Annotated in this window: 13 protein-coding genes; 2 read left to right on the top strand and 11 right to left on the bottom strand. The window is 70.5% G+C overall.

The window, feature by feature from the left end; translation table 11 throughout:
- Positions 1–11: 11 nt before the first annotated feature.
- Both Q9R13_RS08415 and Q9R13_RS08410 read right to left on the bottom strand, forming a co-directional pair.
- Positions 12–2,549 carry a bifunctional FO biosynthesis protein CofGH gene (locus Q9R13_RS08415; RefSeq protein ID WP_310964650.1) on the bottom strand — a complete coding sequence of 846 codons (2,538 nt, stop codon included), beginning with the start codon at positions 2,547–2,549 and terminating at the stop codon, positions 12–14.
- Between the two features lie 60 nt (positions 2,550–2,609).
- The gene (locus Q9R13_RS08410; RefSeq protein ID WP_310964649.1) at positions 2,610–2,846 is read right to left on the bottom strand and encodes a hypothetical protein; all 237 of its coding nucleotides are present in this window, start codon (positions 2,844–2,846) and stop codon (positions 2,610–2,612) included.
- A gap of 138 nt (positions 2,847–2,984) precedes the next feature.
- On the opposite strand from Q9R13_RS08410, the gene Q9R13_RS08405 reads away from it, so the two are divergent.
- Positions 2,985–6,203, top strand: a complete 3,219-nt coding sequence (locus Q9R13_RS08405) for a choice-of-anchor Q domain-containing protein (protein WP_310964648.1) — start codon at positions 2,985–2,987, stop codon at positions 6,201–6,203.
- A 63-nt stretch (positions 6,204–6,266) separates the two neighbouring features.
- On the opposite strand, the gene Q9R13_RS08400 is transcribed toward Q9R13_RS08405, so the two are convergent.
- The 6 genes from Q9R13_RS08400 to Q9R13_RS08375 all read right to left on the bottom strand — a co-directional run bounded on the left by Q9R13_RS08400 (position 6,267) and on the right by Q9R13_RS08375 (position 13,662).
- Entirely contained in the window at positions 6,267–7,307 is a 1,041-nt protein-coding gene (locus tag Q9R13_RS08400) for an LLM class F420-dependent oxidoreductase (protein WP_310964647.1), read from the bottom strand.
- 91 nt (positions 7,308–7,398) lie between these two features.
- Entirely contained in the window at positions 7,399–9,969 is a 2,571-nt protein-coding gene (locus Q9R13_RS08395) for an MMPL family transporter (protein ID WP_310964646.1), read from the bottom strand.
- A 63-nt stretch (positions 9,970–10,032) separates the two neighbouring features.
- Complete coding sequence (locus Q9R13_RS08390; protein WP_310964645.1) at positions 10,033–10,575, bottom strand: YbaK/EbsC family protein; 543 nt, start codon at positions 10,573–10,575, stop codon at positions 10,033–10,035.
- A 70-nt stretch (positions 10,576–10,645) separates the two neighbouring features.
- Positions 10,646–12,181: an AMP-dependent synthetase/ligase gene (locus tag Q9R13_RS08385; RefSeq protein ID WP_310964644.1), complete on the bottom strand. Its 1,536-nt coding sequence runs from the start codon at positions 12,179–12,181 to the stop codon at positions 10,646–10,648.
- Positions 12,178–12,489, bottom strand: a complete 312-nt coding sequence (locus tag Q9R13_RS08380) for an AMP-binding protein (RefSeq protein ID WP_310964643.1) — start codon at positions 12,487–12,489, stop codon at positions 12,178–12,180. The genes Q9R13_RS08385 and Q9R13_RS08380 overlap by 4 nt, the downstream gene beginning before the upstream one ends.
- A 33-nt stretch (positions 12,490–12,522) precedes the next feature.
- Entirely contained in the window at positions 12,523–13,662 is a 1,140-nt protein-coding gene (locus Q9R13_RS08375; protein ID WP_310964642.1) for an acyl-CoA dehydrogenase family protein, read from the bottom strand.
- An 84-nt stretch (positions 13,663–13,746) separates the two neighbouring features.
- On the opposite strand from Q9R13_RS08375, the gene Q9R13_RS08370 reads away from it, so the two are divergent.
- Positions 13,747–14,505, top strand: coding sequence for a MerR family transcriptional regulator (locus Q9R13_RS08370; protein ID WP_310964641.1), 759 nt, complete (start codon positions 13,747–13,749; stop codon positions 14,503–14,505).
- Here the strand turns inward: Q9R13_RS08370 and Q9R13_RS08365 are convergent.
- The 3 genes from Q9R13_RS08365 to Q9R13_RS08355 are packed head-to-tail and all read right to left on the bottom strand — an operon-like array spanning position 14,483 to position 16,301.
- A complete protein-coding gene (locus tag Q9R13_RS08365; protein ID WP_310964640.1) occupies positions 14,483–14,719 on the bottom strand; it encodes a PspC domain-containing protein in 237 nt (78 codons plus the stop codon). The two genes, Q9R13_RS08370 and Q9R13_RS08365, sit on opposite strands and share 23 nt — an antisense overlap.
- Positions 14,716–15,105: a hypothetical protein gene (locus Q9R13_RS08360; RefSeq protein ID WP_310964639.1), complete on the bottom strand. Its 390-nt coding sequence runs from the start codon at positions 15,103–15,105 to the stop codon at positions 14,716–14,718. Before Q9R13_RS08360 ends, Q9R13_RS08365 begins: the two co-directional genes overlap by 4 nt.
- Entirely contained in the window at positions 15,105–16,301 is a 1,197-nt protein-coding gene (locus tag Q9R13_RS08355) for a PspC domain-containing protein (protein WP_310964638.1), read from the bottom strand. Before Q9R13_RS08355 ends, Q9R13_RS08360 begins: the two co-directional genes overlap by 1 nt.
- Positions 16,302–16,419 lie beyond the last annotated feature (118 nt).

Raw genomic sequence — 16,419 nt, 5'->3', positions numbered from 1 at the left:
ACGTCTCGGCGTCAGGGGCGGCCGTAGGTGGTGGTGCGTTGTACGACGGGGCGGCCGATCCCGGCGCCGATGTCGACCAGCTCCTCGACGGTCTTCGCCGATCCGTACTCCGAGCCGGCCATCCGGGAGATGGTCTCCTCCATCAAGGTGCCGCCGAGGTCGTTGGCTCCGGCATTGAGCATGGCGCGGGTGCCGTCGACGCCGAGCTTGACCCAGCTGGTCTGGATGTTGTCGATCCGGCCGTGCAGCATGATCCGGGCCATCGCGTGCACGGCGAGGTTGTCCCGCAGGGTGGGGCCGGGTCGGGCGACGCCGGCGAGGTAGATCGGTGCGGAGTTGTGCACGAAGGGCAGCGGCACGAACTCGGTGAAGCCGCCCGTCTCGTCCTGGATGCGGGACAGCACGCGCAGGTGCTGGACCCAGTGCCGTGGGTTGTCGACGTGGCCGTACATCATCGTCGAGCTGGAGCGGACGCCGACCCGGTGGGCCGTGCTGACGATCTCGATCCACGTGCTGGTGGGCAGCTTGCCCTTGGTGAGCACCCAGCGGACCTCGTCGTCGAGGATCTCCGCGGCGGTGCCCGGGATGGTGTCCAGCCCGGACTCACGGGCCTTGATCAGGAAGTCCTCGAACGACAGCCCGGTGCGCGAGGACCCGTTGACGATCTCCATCGGGCTGAACGCGTGCACGTGCATCCCGGGAACGCGCTTCTTGACCGCCGCGGCCAGGTCGAAGTACGCCGTACCGGGCAGCTCCGGGTCGATGCCGCCCTGCATGCACACCTCCGTCGCGCCCAGCCCCCAGGCCTCCTCGGCCCGGTCGGCGACCTGGTCCAGCGAGAGCGAGTACGCATCGCTGTCGGTACGACGCTGCGCGAACGCACAGAACCGGCAGCCGACATAGCAGACGTTGGTGAAGTTGATGTTGCGGTTGACCACGTAGGTGACCTCGTCGCCGACGGCGTCCCGACGTAGCTGGTCGGCCAGCCCGATCACCTGGTCCAGGAGCTCGCCCTCGGCGGTCATCAAGGTCATCGCGTGCTCGTCGGAGAGGTTGCCCGGGTCTGCCTCGGCCGCAGCGAGCGCGGCCCGGCCGTCGAGCGGGCGCCCGGCCACCGACCGAGTCGCGGATGCGGAGCCCGACTCCCCGACACCATCCCCGGCACCATCCATCGAGGCGCGCAACTCGTCCCAGCTGCCGTAGACGGTGTCGAAGTCGCCGCGCCGGTCCGCCGCCCGGCCGATGGTATCGACGTCGCGGTGCAGGTCGACGTGACCGGTCCCGGCATGGGCGAAGCCGCCGTCCGGCTCCTGCCAGGGCAGCCCGACCGGCCGCGCGCCCTCGCGCAGCAGCCCCTCGTCGTCGGCCAGCGCGGCCACGTGCGACGAGATCCGCGGGTCCAGCCACGGCTCGCCGCCGAGGACGTACGTCGGATGCGCGGTCAGTCGCGCCCTCAGACCGAAGCCGGCGGAGGCGGTGATCGAGCGGAGCCGCTCCAATGAGGGCCAGGGACGTTCGGGGTTCACGTGGTCCGGAGTCAGTGGCGAGACCCCACCCCAGTCGTCGACGCCCGCGGCGAGCAGCCGGGTGCACTCAGCGAGGTCGGTCAGGTTCGGCGGCGCCTGCAGGCGCACCTTCGGGCCGAGCACGACCCGGGTGACCGCGATCGCCGCGACGTACTCCTCCAGACCGAGGTCGTCGGCGTGCCGCATCGCGGTGTCGGGCTTGGCCCGGAAGTTCTGGATGATCACCTCCTGGATGTGCCCGAAGGTTCGCGCGACCTTGCGGATCGCGAAGATCGACTCCGCGCGCTCGGCCAGCGTCTCCCCGATCCCGATCAGCAGCCCGGTGGTGAACGGGATCGAGAGACGACCGGCGTCCTCGAGCACCCGCAGCCGCACCTCGGGGTCCTTGTCGGGTGAGCCGAAGTGCGCCTCGCCCCGGGTCTCGAACAGCCGCCGCGATGTCGTCTCCAGCATCATCCCCATCGAGGGCGCGACCGGCTTGAGCCGGTTCATCTCCTGCCACGACATCACGCCGGGGTTCAGGTGCGGCAGCAGTCCGGTCTCCTCCAGCACCCGGATCGCCAACGCCCGCACATAGGCCAGCGTCGAGTCGTAGCCCTGCTCGTCCAGCCAGGCCTGCGCCTCGGGCCAGCGGTCCTCGGGACGATCACCCAGGGTGAACAACGCCTCCGCACAGCCCATTGCGGCGCCCTGGCGCGCGATCTCGAGCACCTCGTCCGGCGTGAGGTACGGCGCCCTGCCGTCCCGGGCCGCCTGCCCGGGGGTCTCCACGAACGTGCAGTAGTGGCACTTGTCCCGGCACAGCCGGGTGACCGGGATGAACACCTTCGGCGAGTAGGTGACCACTCCGGGCCGACCCGCGTCGACCAGGCCCGCGTCCCGCACCCTCCCGGCCACGACGGACAGTCGCTCGAGGTCCTCGCCGCGGGCGGCGAGCAGCACTTCGGCCTCGGACTCGTCGAGCAGGGCGCCGCGTTCGGCCCGAGCCAGCGCCCGGCGTACCTGGTGAGCCGTGGGAGTCATCCCAGCAGGCTATCCAGACGCCGGGCGCTCCTCGCTCGCGGTCCGCGACTCAGTCGGTGCTCAGTCGGTCACGGGTCGACCGACGGCGAGAACGATGCCGACGACCAGGAACCACGCGAGCGCCAGCATGGAGACGAGGAACCCGGCGATGCCCGGCACCATCACGCCGATCCCGAGGACCAGCGCCGTCCACCCGACGTCCTCGACCCGCTGGTGCGCGGCCTGTCCAACACCGAGCTCTGCCGCGCGCTGGTGATCAGCGACTTGCCGACGGGGGGTGACACCGAGGCTGGTCACCCCTGCCTCACGGAAGTGCCCGGGCCGACGCCCGGCGCCGACCTGCCCCCTGTGTGGTGAGCCGATTGACCCGTTCGGGCTATGTACGACCCGACGGGCCGGTGGTTGGTTGGGTAAGTCAACGGCCTTGGAGGCCCTATGCACTTGTCTGCTCTCCGTGCCCGCGTCGCAGTCCTCGCCCTGGCGCTCGCCGGAGGGCTGGTGGCCCTCGGCCCAGCCCCGTCGTCGTACGCCGGCAGCGGCATCGAGGGCTATCCCACCGACCCGAACATCATCGTGGCCTGCGGCCGAGGCACCGTTTCGACGGGGGGACCCGCCTGCCTGACTCTGCCTGAGGCGCTGGCCGCTGCGCTGAAGCAGAACAACGCCCAGGTCGGCCCCGTGACGATCGAGCTCCTTCCGGGTGCCTACTGCCCGATCTCGATCGCGCCGCCGACCGGGAGCACGATCTACCGCTCCATCGCCTTGGTGGGCATCGGTCCGGGCGCCTTCCTCGATGAGCCCGGCCCCGTCGTCCAGAACGTTCCCGATGCCGAGATGGCGAGCTTCACCTGGGACTCCAGCTGCGGCCACGACGTCCCGAACGCGATGATCAGCGCGTACGACGGGCCAACCTCGTCCTACGGTGCGGTCACCCTGCGCAACCTGACCGTCGACGGGAGTGGCGCCGGCGCACCGGCCATCGGGATCAGCGCCGGCAACACCAACCTCGACCTGCGCGACGTGGTCGCCCAGAACTTCACCTCGAAAGGGGTCTCCTTCTACGGCGACCCCGACTACTCCGAGATGCAGGTCGACGGCAGCCTGTTCACCGCGAACCAGACCGGAGTCGACGCCGCTGGTGAGTATTCGATCGATGAGTCCACCTTCACCGGCAACACCGGTGCGGGCCTGGAGAACGACGGCAACGGAAACCTGGCCAACGACACGATCATGGGCAATGGGGTGGGCATCGACTCGAGTGCACCACTGGCGGCGGTCAACACGATCGTGGTCGACAACCCGGATGGCGCGAACACCGCGAACTGCAACGGCTCAGGCTGGGAGTCGGGTGGAGGGGCCAGTGGCAACAACCTGGTCGACGGGAACTGCACCCTCATGACCGGCGAGAACCCCGACATCGTGCCCAACGGCCCGATCACCAAGGTCCAGTTCTTCAGTGAGAACGGCGGCCCGACCCCGACGATCATCTCGCCGGGCGACGCCCGCGGGAGGGGCGTGTCCGGCTGGTGCGGCCTCACCGACCAGCGCGAGTTCAGGCAAGCGTCCAACGGTTGCGACATCGGCGCCTACAACGCCCAGGTCGGGGAGGTCGCGGCGACCGTGACCCCCTCGGGTGGGGACTTGGGACAGGTGCGGATCGGCAGCACGGCCACCGGAGGTGTGCACCTCTCCGCGGTCACGGGCGCGAACTATCTCGGTGACGTCTCGATCGGTGGGCCCGACGCCTCCTCCTTCCAGCTCACCCCGACCGGGAACAGCTGCAGCCTGGCGGTCCTGGTTCCCGAGGAGTTCGGCGGTGGCGGCTGCGACGTGGGAGTCTCCGCGAGCCCGGGCGCGCTGCGCGACTATCACGCCGTTCTGACGATCAAGGCCCTCTCGGGTGACGTCAAGGTTCCGCTCACCATGGCGGGTGTCCCACCGCAGCCGACCACGCTCAGCGTCACCCGGTTCGACGACCCCGACGGTCACGGGATCTGCTATGGCGACTATCCCGGGTACACCGCCGACAGCTGCTCGTTGCGCGAGGCTGTCGCCGCCGTCGCACCCGGCGGCACGATCACGCTGCCGAAGGGCACCTACACGCTGACCCAGGGTCAGCTGGATCTCGCGCAGGCACTCACCGTCGACGGCGCGGGAGCACGACTCACCACGATCAAGCAGAGCTCCGCCGGCGACAGGGTGGTCGATGTCGGCGTCGTTGGCGTCACCGTTGACGGCGTGACGCTCCGCGGCGGTTCCGGAGTTGAGCAGGGCGGCGGCGCGGAGGTCGAGGGAAGCCTTGTCCTCGACCACTCGACCGTCACCGGCAACACCGCCACCGACGCCGGTGGCGGGATCTTCGTCGATGGAGGTCGCCTCGATGTGCGTCACAGCACAGTGGCCGCCAATACGGTCACCAGCGGTGTCGGTGCGGGGATCGGGGCACAGTTCGGTTCGTTGAAGCTGACCAACAGCACGGTCGCGGGCAACTCGGCAACCGGGGCGGGCTCCGCGGGCGGCGGTCTCTTCCTGCTGGCAGCGGACGCAGAGCTCGGGTTCAGCACCATCGCAGGCAACACCGTGGACGCGGGCGGTCATGGCGCCGGGGTCTATCTGGCCACCGCGCAAGAGGGCGAGGGTCGACCCGCTCAGGCCGGCGCCTCGATCGGGTTCGCCGCGCAGCTGAAGCTGGCCGACACTGCCATCGCGTCGAACAAGGCCGGCTCGACCACCGCGAACTGCGCGGCCGACGACCCGGTCGCGAGCGTGATCGAGTCCGATGGCCACAACCTGTCCGACGACACCAGCTGTGCCCTATCGGCAGCCGACCACGACATCGTCGGGGTGCCTGCAGGGCTCGGAGCGCTCGCCGACAACGGCGGACCCACCGACACGCTGCTGCCCGCCCGGACCAGCCCGGCGATCGGTGCCGCCGGTGACACCGACTGCGCTGGTGCGGCGTTCCGCGTCGACCAGCGCGGCACGGCGAGGCCGGAGACCGGCTGCGACATCGGGGCAGTCGATCCTCGAACCGCGCCGCCGAGAGCGACCACCCTGACACCCTCCACGGCAATGCACAGCACGATCGGCTACGGCGGTCACCTCACCGTCCGCACCGTCCTGAGCGCGGGAGGGCCGGTGCGCGGGGCGCAGGTGCAGCTGTGCTCACGCATGGGCACCACGGGCGCGTTCGGCTCCTGCCACGCCAGCACCACCAACGCATCGGGTGCCGCCTCGGCTCGGGTCTCGCCGAGGGTGAACACGCAGTACCGCTGGCGGTACGCCGGCAGCAGCACCCGGCGCGCCTCGACCAGCGCGGTGGACACGGTCGCCGTCCGCCAGGTCGTGCAGGCCGCCGTGAGGCCGGGCCGAGTGGCCCGGCAGACGCGAGCGCGGGTGTACGGCACGGTCCGTCCGGCCGGCAGCGGCCAGCTCGTCTATCTCCAGCGACGCGTGCACGGGGCCTGGAAGACCCTGGCAATCCACGCGAGGATCCGACGCCAGCGGATGCCCGACCACACCAGGAGGGTCGGCTTCGTGATCGCGGTCAAGGAGCGCCGGGCAGGCACCTACCGGTTCCGGGTCCTGCGACCCGCGACCGCGACCAACGCCGCTGGCACCTCGAGCAGGGTGATCTTGAAGGTGCATCGCTGAGCGGGTCTTCAGCGAGCATCGGCGTGCTGCGCTCAACTCGGCGCGACCCTCACGCTGCACCGCTCAGCCGACCCACTCCTTGAGCTGGGTGACGATCGCGGCCGGGTCGTCGCCCACGGGGGTGACATTGAGGCTGGTCACGCCCGCCTCCTTGAAGGCTGCGATGCGCTCCTGGACGTACGACGCCGGGCCGACCAGGTTGGCGGCCTCGAGCCACTCGGTCGGCACCAGCGCCGCGGCCTCGTCCTTCTTGCCGGAGAGGTAGAGGTCCTGGATCCTCTCGGCTGCATCCTCGTAGCCGTAGGCCCGCGCGACGTCGTTGTAGAAGTTCTTGCCCTTCGCGCCCATGCCGCCGACGTAGAGCGCGAAGAGCGGGCGGGCGAAGTCCAGCAGCGCCTTGGTGTCGGGACCCTCACCGATCGCCACCATCCCGCCCGCCACGATGTTCATCGGGCCGAGTGAGGCATCCCGCTTCGCCGTACCGGCCTTGATCGCGTCGCCCCACACGGTCGAGAACTTCTCGGGGTAGAAGAGGTGGGGCAGCCAGCCGTCCGCGACCTCGGCGGCGAGCTCGACGTTCTTCTGCCCGAGCGCCGCGAGGTAGATCGGGACCGAGTCCCGCTCGGGGCGGGTGAGCAGCTTGAGCGGCTTGCCGAGGCCGGTCACGGCGCCGTGCTCCTTGTCCAGCGGGAGCTGGAACGTGCCGTCCGCACGGAGCGGCTCGCGACGCATCCCGGCGCGGATGATGTCGATGATCTCCCGGGTCCTGGTCAGCGGCTTCTCGTAGGGGACGCCGTGGAAGCCCTCGATGACCTGTGGGCCGGAGGCGCCCAGCCCGAGGAGCGCGCGCCCGCCGGAGACGTTGTCGAGGCCGGCCGCGGTCTGCAGCAGGGCACCCGGCGTCCGGGAGTAGATGTTCAGGATCGCGGCGCCGATCTCGACGGTCTCGGTCTTCGCGGCGAGATAGCCCATCAATGTGGGCGAGTCGAACCCGTAGGCCTCGGCGACCCAGACGGTGTCCAGGCCTGCCTTCTCCAGTGCGGCCACCTGGTCGGCCGCCGCGCGCGGGTTGCCGTCGTACATCAGCATCGTGGACAGCTTCATCGGGTTCCTTCCGTGCCGTGAATACCGTGACAGTACTACTGTCAGGATCCGCAGCATCACCCAGTGTGCCGCGCGGTTCAACCGGGGCGGCTCAGTCGCGGGTGCGCGCCGCGACCTGCTCGAGACGGGCGACGTCCGAGGTGCCGCGATCGAGCCGGCTCGGCCACCAGATGACGCTGCCCAGGTCGAGGTTGAGCGCGGTCACCAGGACCGACCGCACGATCATCGTGTCGAGGAGCACGCCCAGCGCGACCGCGAGCCCGATCTCGGCGAAGGCGACCAGCGGCATCGTGCCCAGCACCGAGAACGTCGCGGCCAGCACCAGCCCGGCTGACGTGATGACGCCGCCGGTCGAGGCGAGGGCGATCAACGACCCCTCCCGGGTCCCCTTGGTGGCGGCCTCCTCGCGGACCCGGGTCATCAAGAAGATGTTGTAGTCGATGCCCAGGGCGACCAGGAACACGAACACGAAGAGCGGGAAGCCCGCGTCCGCGCCCGCGAAGCCCAGCAGGTAGTGGAAGATCAACGAGCTGAGCCCGAGGGCCGCCCCGAAGGACAGCAGCACGGTGCCGATCAGCAGGATCGGGGAGAGGGCGGCGCGCAGCAGTGTCATCAGGATGAGGAGCACCACCACCAGCACCAGCGGGATGATCGCGCGGGTGTCGTGCGCGGAGGCGGTCTCGACGTCGGCGTTGATGGCCGTACCGCCACCGACCAGCGCGTCCGCGCCTGGTACGGCGTGCACACGCTCGCGCAGCCGCTGGACCGCGTCGTACGCCGCCGGTGACGTCGGGTCGTCCACGAGGGTGGCCTGCGCGAACGCGACCCCGTCCTTCACCACCGGCTTCGTCGGGGTGTTCACTCCCTTCACGCCGGTCATGGCCGCGCTGACCTGTGCTGCCTTGTCGGCGTTCGAGACCACCATGACCGGGTTGGAGTTGTCGGCAAGGTGGTGCGCGGCCAGGATGTTCTGGCCCTTGATCGAGTCGAACTCCTTGGTGTAGCTGTCCTGGGTCGACAGTCCATGGGCGTCCAGCTTGACGATGCCCAGACAGGCGATGGCGAGCAGGATCGCCGTGCCGACCCAGACCGTGCGCGGCCGGACCGCGATCCGCCGGCCGACCCGTGCCCAGAAGCCGGAGGCGGTCGGCTCCGGCGTACCGAACTGCGGCCGCGCCGGCCAGAAGACCCAACGCGGCACGATCACCAGCAGTGCGGGCAGCAGCGTGACCATCACCGCCAGCGCGATCACGATCCCGACGGCGAGAACCGGTCCCATCCCCGCGGTCGAGTTCATCTCCGCGACCATCAGGCACAGCATCCCCAGGATCACGGTGAGACCGCTGGCGACGATGGCCGGCGCCGCGCGGTGCAGCGCGAACGCCATCGCCTCGTGCTTGTCGCGGTGGCGGTGCAGCTCCTCGCGGTAGCGGGCCACCAGGAGCAGCGCGTAGTCCGTGCCGGCCCCGAAGACGAGCACCGTGAGGATCCCCTGACTCTGCCCGTTCACGGTCATGCCGGCGTCCTTGGCGAGGAAGTACACCACGGCCTGGGCCAGCACGAGGGCGACGCCGGCCGAGACGACGGGCAGCAGCCAGAGCAGCGGGCTGCGGTAGGTGAGCAGCAGGATCACCATGACGACCAGCACGGTGAAGCCGAGCAGCTTGCCGTCCAGCCCGGAGAACGCCTGCGCCGAGTCCGCCGCCTGTCCGCCGGGGCCGGCCAGGTGGAAGGTGACGCCGGGAATGGTCGCGATCCGGTGCATCTCTGCGGCGGCGTCGGGCAGCTTGTTCCAGCCGTTCTTGCCGAAGTTGAAGTGCACGGTCGCCTGGGCCGCCTCGCCGTCGCGGGAGACCTGGACCAGGGCGGCAGCAGGCACCGGGGTCCCGTCGGGCCGGGTGACCGGTACGGCGCCGTCGAGTCGCTGCACCCGGTCGACCTGCTGGGCGATCGTGCCGAGGTCGGACCTGGTCAGGCCGCCGTCGCGCTCGTAGACGAGCGTGGTCGGGATGTCGTTCTTGTCCTGGAACGCCTCCAGCTTGGCCAGCGCCCGGGTGGACTCGGCGTTCCCGGGAAGCCAGGACTGTGCCTGGTTGTCCTCGACCCCGGTGAGCTTCCCGGCGAAGCTGCCCAGCACGGCCACGGCGATGATCCACAGAGCGAGGACGAGCCACTTGGTGCGCGGGCCGGTCAGCGTGCCGGCGATCTGGCGGTGCATGGGCACATTCCAGCAGGGGCGAACGCTGTTCGTCATCCGGAATTCCCCTGACACCACCCCTGGGCCCGTCGCATCTGGTCGACGTACGACGGGCTTCGCGGCTACTCCTCCTGGCTCGCCACCGCGCCGGAGCCCTGAGCCGGCTGGTCGGACACCGCCCGCATCCACGAGGGCAACGGGAGCCGCAGTCCCGGCGGGAGCCCGTAGTCGCCGTCGCGCATCCGCAGCGCCAGCAGGACGGCGGTCACAGCGCCGCAGCCCGCGAGCACGACGGCGCAGGTCGCCGGCGATCCCCAGGCCGAGCGTCGCGCGGTGGGGGAAGCCGAGGACTGCCAGCAGCGGCACCGCCACGATGCTCAGCAGCGCCACCAGCAGGGAGAGCAGCGCGTCGATCCACATCACGGTGCGGATCGTCCGGTCGAACCTCGCTGTCGCTGGCTCCATGCCGGTCAGCCAACCAGCCCCGGTGCGTCCGGGTCGACCAGATTTCCTCGAGCGGTCCGCCCGCTAACCGGCCAGGCCGGCGACCACCTCCGCCCCCGGTAGCGCCCCGAGCAGCCGACCGGGAAGGAGGAGCTTCGAGCCACGGATGCCGCTGCCGATCACGGCGACGTCGATGCCGGTCACCCGCTCGTCGACGAGGATCCGCCAGTTCGCGGGCAGGCCGATCGGCGTGATGCCGCCGTACTCCATCGCGGTCTCCGCGACCGCGCGCTCCAACGGCAGGAAGGAGCACTTGCGGACGTCGAGCATCCGCTTGACGACGTTGTTGACGTCCGCACGGGTGTCCGCACGCACCATGCAGGCCGCGATCCGCTCCTCACCGGCACGCTTGCCCGCAACGACCACGCAGTTCGCCCCGGAGTCCATCGGCAGGTCGTACGCCGCCGCACAGGCCGCGGTGTCGGCGAGCTCGGGATCGATCGCGACCACGCCCACCTCGGCCGCCAGCGCCCAGCCCTCCAGCGTCTCCCGCACCGACGTGCCGAGCAGATCGGGTCGATCCAGTGCCGGCTCGGTGGTCAACGTGCCGAGGGTCAGGGCGGTCATGGCCCGATTGTGCCCCGGTGAGCGGTCGACCACGGTCAGCCGTTGACCGGTGGCCGACCGCGTCGTCCGGTCAGGAGGCGTACAGCTGGTCGATCACGTCGGCGTACTGCTCGTGGACGACCCGTCGCTTGAGCTTGAGGGTGGGCGTCAGCTCGGCGGACTCCGCCGTCCATTCGACCGGCAGCAGCCGCCACCTCTTCACCTGCTCGGGACGCGAGAGTCGCTCGTTGGCGCCGTCCACCGCTTGGCCGACCATGCCGAGGATCGTCGCGTCGCGGGCGAGCGCCTCCAGCGAGGTGTCCGCCAGCCCCAGCCTTCCCGCCAGCACCGGTGCCACGTCGGGATCGAGGGTGAGGATCGCCACGACGTACGGCCGGCCGTCGCCGTACGCGAGGGCGTGCCCGACGAGCGGGCTCTCCTTGAGCAGGTTCTCGATGTTCGAGGGCGCGATGTTCTTGCCCTGCGAGGTGATGATCATCTCCTTCTTGCGGTCCACGACGTAGAGGAAGCCGTCCTCGTCGAGGCGGCCGATGTCGCCGGTGTGCACCCAGCCCTCGGCATCGACGAGCTGCGCCGTCGCAGCCGGGTTGTCGTGGTAGCCCGCGGTGTTGACCGGGCCTCGGGTGAGGATCTCGCCGTCGTCGGCGATGGCGATCTCGATACCGGGCTGGGCGCGGCCGACACTGCCCAGGCGGAAGGTGCCCGGACCGCAGGCGGTCACCGAGCCCGTCGTCTCGGTCATCCCGTAGATGTCGAAGATGCAGAAGCCGAGCCCGGCGAAGAAGCGCGCCGTCTCCAGCGGCATCGGGGCCGAGGCGCTGCCCGCCCAGGCCACCCGGTCGAGCCCCAGCATCGCCTTCATCGGAGTCAGTACGTCGGCGGCGGCGTCGTACCGGGCCCGGAGGTCGGTGCTCGTGGTGTGGCCGACCTGCTGTGACTCGACGTACTCCCGGGCGATGGCCATCGCCTCGGCCACGGCCTGCCTCTTGTGCTCGTCGGCCTCCATGGCCAGCAGGCCCGCGATCCCGGTCTGGATCTTCTCCCACACGCGCGGTACGCCGAAGAACGCCGTCGGCCGCACCTCGCCCAGGGCGCCGACGAGCAGGGCCGGGTCTCCGACCAGGTGCACGTGGCCGCCGTCGATCTGCGGCAGGTAGAGGCCCAGGACGCGCTCGGCGATGTGGGCGTAGGGGAGGTAGGAGAGCGTGACCCGTTCGCCCTCGACCAGCGAGGTGCGGCTGCTGCTCTCGGCCTCGAAGAGGACGTTGTGGTGGCTGATCACCACGCCCTTGGGAGGCCCGGTCGTGCCCGAGGTGTAGAGGATCGTGGCCGGGTCGGCGGGGGCGATCGCCTGCCAGCGTCGTTCGACCTCTGCCTCGTGCTGGGCGCGGGTGGCGTGTCCGCGGGCGAGCAGGTCGTCCCACGTGACGGCACCGTCATGCGCCGCCTGCGGGTCGATCACCACGACGACAGGCGCGGGATCGGCCTGCGCCAGTGCCGCTGACCAGCGGGCTGCGTGGTCGGCGGTCTCGAGCACCACGACACGCGGAGAGGAGTGTGTGGCGACGTACTCCACCTGGCTGGGGGAGAGGGTGTTGTAGATCACATCGCCACCGCGCCGGCGTGCATCGCCCCGATGTCGGCCAGCACATGCTCGAGCCGGTTCGAGGCCATGATCGCCACCCGATCGCCGGGTGCCACGCCGAGGTCGACCAGCGCCGCGGCGACGTCGAGTCCACGGTCGCGCGTCTGCTGCCAGGTCAGTGTGCGCCATCCGGGCCCGTCGATGCCGACCTTGTCGGAGAACGCCGGCTCGCCGCCGTGGTCCGCCACCGTCCGGGCGAGGGCGGTCGCGATCGTCCGGCCGGCGACGGCCTCCTCGATCTCGTCACGCTCGGTGCGTACGTCCCTCATCTCCGCTCCTCCTGACGCGCCCGCTGGGGGTCGTCACAGTCCGAGGAAGCGACCGATGATCTCCTTCTGGATCTCGGTCGTCCCGCCGTAGATGGTGGAGATCCGGCTGTCCAGGTAGGCCTTCGCGATCGGGTACTCCATCATGTAGCCGTAGCCGCCGTGCAGCTGGACGCCGGTGTTGACCAGCTTGTTCTGCAGCTCGGTGCACCACCACTTCGCCATCGAGGCGTCGACGGCGTCGAGCCTGCCCTCGAGGTGCTTGGCCAGGCAGTCGTCCAGGAAGGCCCGGGCGACGCGCGCCTCGGTCGCCATCTCCGCGAGGGTGAACCGGGTGTTCTGGAACTTCCCGATCGGTCGGCCGAACGCCTCGCGGGTCTTGACGTAGTCCAGGCACATCTCGACCACGCTCTCGCACGCGGCGACGGCCTGGGCGGCGATGATCAGCCGCTCCTGGGGAAGGTTCTGCATCAGGTAGACGAAGCCCTGGCCCTCCTCGCCGAGCAGGTTCTCCTTGGGTACGACGACGTCGGTGAAGCTCAGCTCCGCGGTGTCCTGGGCATGCAGTCCGATCTTGTCCAGGTTGCGTCCGCGTTCGAATCCCTCCATGCCACGCTCGACGACGAGCAGGCTGATGCCCTGGTGCCCGGCGTCGGGGTCGGTCTTGGCGACCACGATCACCAGGTCGGCGTTGATGCCGTTGCTGATGAACGTCTTCGCGCCGTTGACGACGTAGTGGTCGCCCTTGTCGATCGCCCGGGTGCGCACGCCCTGCAGGTCGCTGCCGGCGCCCGGCTCGGTCATCGCGATCGCGGTGATGATCTCGCCGCTGACGCAGCCGGGCAGCCAGCGCCGCTTCTGCTCCTCGGTCGCGATCGCGGAGAGGTAGGGGACGATGATGTCGCTGTGCACCGAGAAGCCCGGCCCGCTGCACCCGCTGCGGGTCTGCTCCTCGGAGAGCACGACGTTGTAGCGGAAGTCGTTCACGCCGGCGCCGCCGTACTCCTCGGGGACGTCGAAGCACAGCAGGCCCGCCTCGCCGGCCTTGAGCCAGAGCTCGCGCGGGACGATCCCGTCCTTCTCCCACTGGTCGTGGTGGGGGACGACCTCCTTGTCGAAGAAGGTCCGTGCGGTCCTCCGGAAGTCCTCGTGCTCGTCGGTGTAGAGGTCAGGCATGGTCCATCCTTCAGGCAGGCGGAAGCGGGGGCTCGCTGGTGATTGCACCAAGAGTGTGCCAGTTCTACTGTTACCGTCAAGGACGTGACAGGATCGGGCGTGGAGGGAGTGGTGACGATGTCGGTGCAGCCGGTTGACGACGACGGCGAGGCACTGCTCACTGTCGACGAGCTGGCGGCGGCCACCGGCATGACGGTGCGCACCACGCGGTACTACGCCGGCCTCGGCCTGCTGCCGCCACCCGAGCGACGTGGCCGGATGGCCTACTACGGGCCGCAGCACCGCGCGCGGCTCGACCTCATCCGGGCCCTGCAGGACCACGGCTTCACGCTGTCGGCCATCGAGAAGTACCTGAGCCGGATCCCGCTGGAGGCGCCGATCGAGGACCTCGCGGTGCAACGGGCGATGCTCACCTCATGGACGAGCGAGAAGCGGGAGACGCTGACCCGCCGCCAGGTCGAGAAGCGCGCCGGTCGCCGACTCTCCGATGAGGACCTGGACACGTTGGTGAAGGTGCAGGGGCTTCGTCGTGAGGGCGCCGGCTACCAGGTGCTCGCGCCGTTCGACTCCGCGGTCCAGACCCTCGACCTGCACATCCCCGTCGACTCCTTCGTGGAGGCGTCGGCGGCGATCGGCCGGCACATGGACGAGCTCGCCGACGAGCTCACGGCCATTCTGCGCGACAAGATCGTGACGCCCTTCCGGGAGAGCGAGCACAGCGAGGAGGAGGCCGCTCGCTTCGAGCAGATGTTCTCCCGGCTGCGCCAGCTCACCCTCGAGGGCGTCGTCGCGGGGTTCCAGCACGCCGCCAACCAGGTGATCAGCCGGTCGCTGTCGTCCTGACGCCCTCGGGCACGATCACCCACAGCAGCAGGTAGACCAGGGGTACGACGGGGAAGCCGAACACGCCGGCCACCGCGGTCAGCACCCGGATCAGCGTCGGGTCGACGCCGAGGTGCCAGGCGATGCCCGAGCAGACCCCGCCCACCATCTTGTCGTCGGGCAGCCGGACCAGTCGCCTGGGCTCGGGCCGGGTGTAGCCGGGTTGCTCGGTCATCGGATCTCCTCGGTGTCCTGGGTGTCTTGGGTGTCTTGGGTGTCTGGAGTGCTCGCGGTGCTCGCGGTGGCCGCGGTGGCCGCTGGCCCCGCGGTGGGGTGGGCGGGGGCGTCCGGCTCGGGCGCAGGAGCATCCACCGGGGCCGGTGCGGGTGCCCGGCGCGAGCCACGGCCGGCCAGCGAGGCCACCAGGCCCAGCAGACCGGCGCCGACGAGCACCGCGGGGAAGACGTACGCCGAGTCACCCCAGCCGATCACCCCGCCCTGTCCCAGCGCCCAGCTGGCCACGATGCCGAGGTAGATCAGGCCGATCACCAGATGGGTCACCTTGGTGCCACGGCGCGGCGGGTCGCCGTACTCAGGCCGCTGGTTGGTCATGTCGGTCATCAGTGGTCACCTCGGTAGCGCTCGATCTGGATGTGGCCGACGTGCCCGTGCACGTCGAGGGTCATCAGTGGCGCGGAGGCGCTCGCGCCGCCTCCGGGGACGATCCGGTGCAGCTCGGGGCCGAAGCCGGACTGCTCCCGGCTGCCGACCTGCACGTCGCCGGCGAACCCGAGCGAGGCGTCGACGCTGGCCCGCACCCCCGGCGGAAGCACCACCCGGATCTCTCCGGCGTTCATCCGCAGGTCCAGCTGCCGGCCTGCCAGGGCGGTCGGGTCGGACACCGTGCTCAGGTCGACCACCAGGCTGCCGTTGCTGATCCGATAGTCGTCCTGGACCTGTGCCGCGCTGGCCGGGGCGTAGTGCACGGTGCGCGCCTCCCAGTGTCCCGCACTGCCGACCGCCGTGGTCACCGCCAGCGCGGGCAGCGCCAGCAGGCCGAGCAGGATCAGTCCACCGGGGCGTCCCACGAAGGCACCGACCACGAGCATCACGCCGATGATCCCCAGCGGGACCGCCGCCCAGGCTCCGGTGGCCACGTGGTGGTCGATGTCGTAGATGCCCAGGGCGCCCAGCCCGACGGCGATCAGCGCGAGGGTGGGCCAGAACAGCACCAGGCCGACGCGCTCGGGTCGCTTCGGACGGTACGACGGCGGCGGGGGCCGCCAGGCCGTCGGCGGAACGATGGTGGTGTCGCTCGGTCCTGGTGTGGTCGCACCCGGCCCGGAGGCGGCGTCGGCACGGCGCTCCTCGACACGACGGTGGCCGCCGACGACGACCGCGAGGATCACCGCGATCACGACGAGCGGCCAGGCGAAGTGCCAGCCGAAGCCGCCCCAGCTGTTCCCGACCAGGGCCAACGCGGCGATCACCGCGGCTGCGATCAGCAGCACCCGGCGGGCCTCTCCGCCCACCGGGATCGGCGCCCGGGCGTGATCGTCCTCGGGCACGAGGAGCCACACCGCGGCGTAGAGGATCAGCCCGGCGCCGCCGAAGAAGCAGGCCACCGCGAGGACGACCCGGATGATCGTGGGGTCGATGCCGAAGTGCCGGCCGATGCCGCCGGCGACCCCGGCGATGTAGCGGTCGGTGCTGCTACGGCGCAGCCGGTCGAGGTCGTGGAGCTGCTCGCGGTTGACCTGGGGTCCGTCGTCCGCCGGCTCCTGGCGGGTGCCGCCCTGGTCCTGTGTCGTACTCATGGCAGCAAGCCTGACCTCGCCGCAGCCCGCGCACCATCGGGGACAGCCCTGATCGTGCCCCGGTCCCGGGGCAGGGGAGGTTCCCGATGTGGCGGGCCCGCCCCGGATGCCACCATGG

The sequence above is a fragment of the Nocardioides marmorisolisilvae genome, assembly GCF_031656915.1.
GTDB classification, from domain to species: Bacteria; Actinomycetota; Actinomycetes; order Propionibacteriales; family Nocardioidaceae; genus Marmoricola; species Marmoricola terrisoli.
Note: the sequence above shows the minus strand (reverse complement) of the source record. Positions and strands in the feature narration are given on the sequence as shown.

Bases quoted from the DNA above. Each gene is read 5' to 3' on its own strand.
- Q9R13_RS08390 (WP_310964645.1), bottom strand. From the start codon at position 10,575: ATGACCGCCCTGACCCTCGGCACGTTGACCACCGAGCCGGCACTGGAT.
- Q9R13_RS08380 (WP_310964643.1), bottom strand. From the start codon at position 12,489: ATGAGGGACGTACGCACCGAGCGTGACGAGATCGAGGAGGCCGTCGCC.
- Q9R13_RS08395 (WP_310964646.1), bottom strand. From the start codon at position 9,969: ATGGAGCCAGCGACAGCGAGGTTCGACCGGACGATCCGCACCGTGATG.
- Q9R13_RS08365 (WP_310964640.1), bottom strand. From the start codon at position 14,719: ATGACCGAGCAACCCGGCTACACCCGGCCCGAGCCCAGGCGACTGGTC.
- Q9R13_RS08355 (WP_310964638.1), bottom strand. From the start codon at position 16,301: ATGAGTACGACACAGGACCAGGGCGGCACCCGCCAGGAGCCGGCGGAC.
- Q9R13_RS08415 (WP_310964650.1), bottom strand. From the start codon at position 2,549: ATGACTCCCACGGCTCACCAGGTACGCCGGGCGCTGGCTCGGGCCGAA.
- Q9R13_RS08375 (WP_310964642.1), bottom strand. From the start codon at position 13,662: ATGCCTGACCTCTACACCGACGAGCACGAGGACTTCCGGAGGACCGCA.
- Q9R13_RS08405 (WP_310964648.1), top strand. From the start codon at position 2,985: ATGCACTTGTCTGCTCTCCGTGCCCGCGTCGCAGTCCTCGCCCTGGCG.
- Q9R13_RS08400 (WP_310964647.1), bottom strand. From the start codon at position 7,307: ATGAAGCTGTCCACGATGCTGATGTACGACGGCAACCCGCGCGCGGCG.
- Q9R13_RS08360 (WP_310964639.1), bottom strand. From the start codon at position 15,105: ATGACCGACATGACCAACCAGCGGCCTGAGTACGGCGACCCGCCGCGC.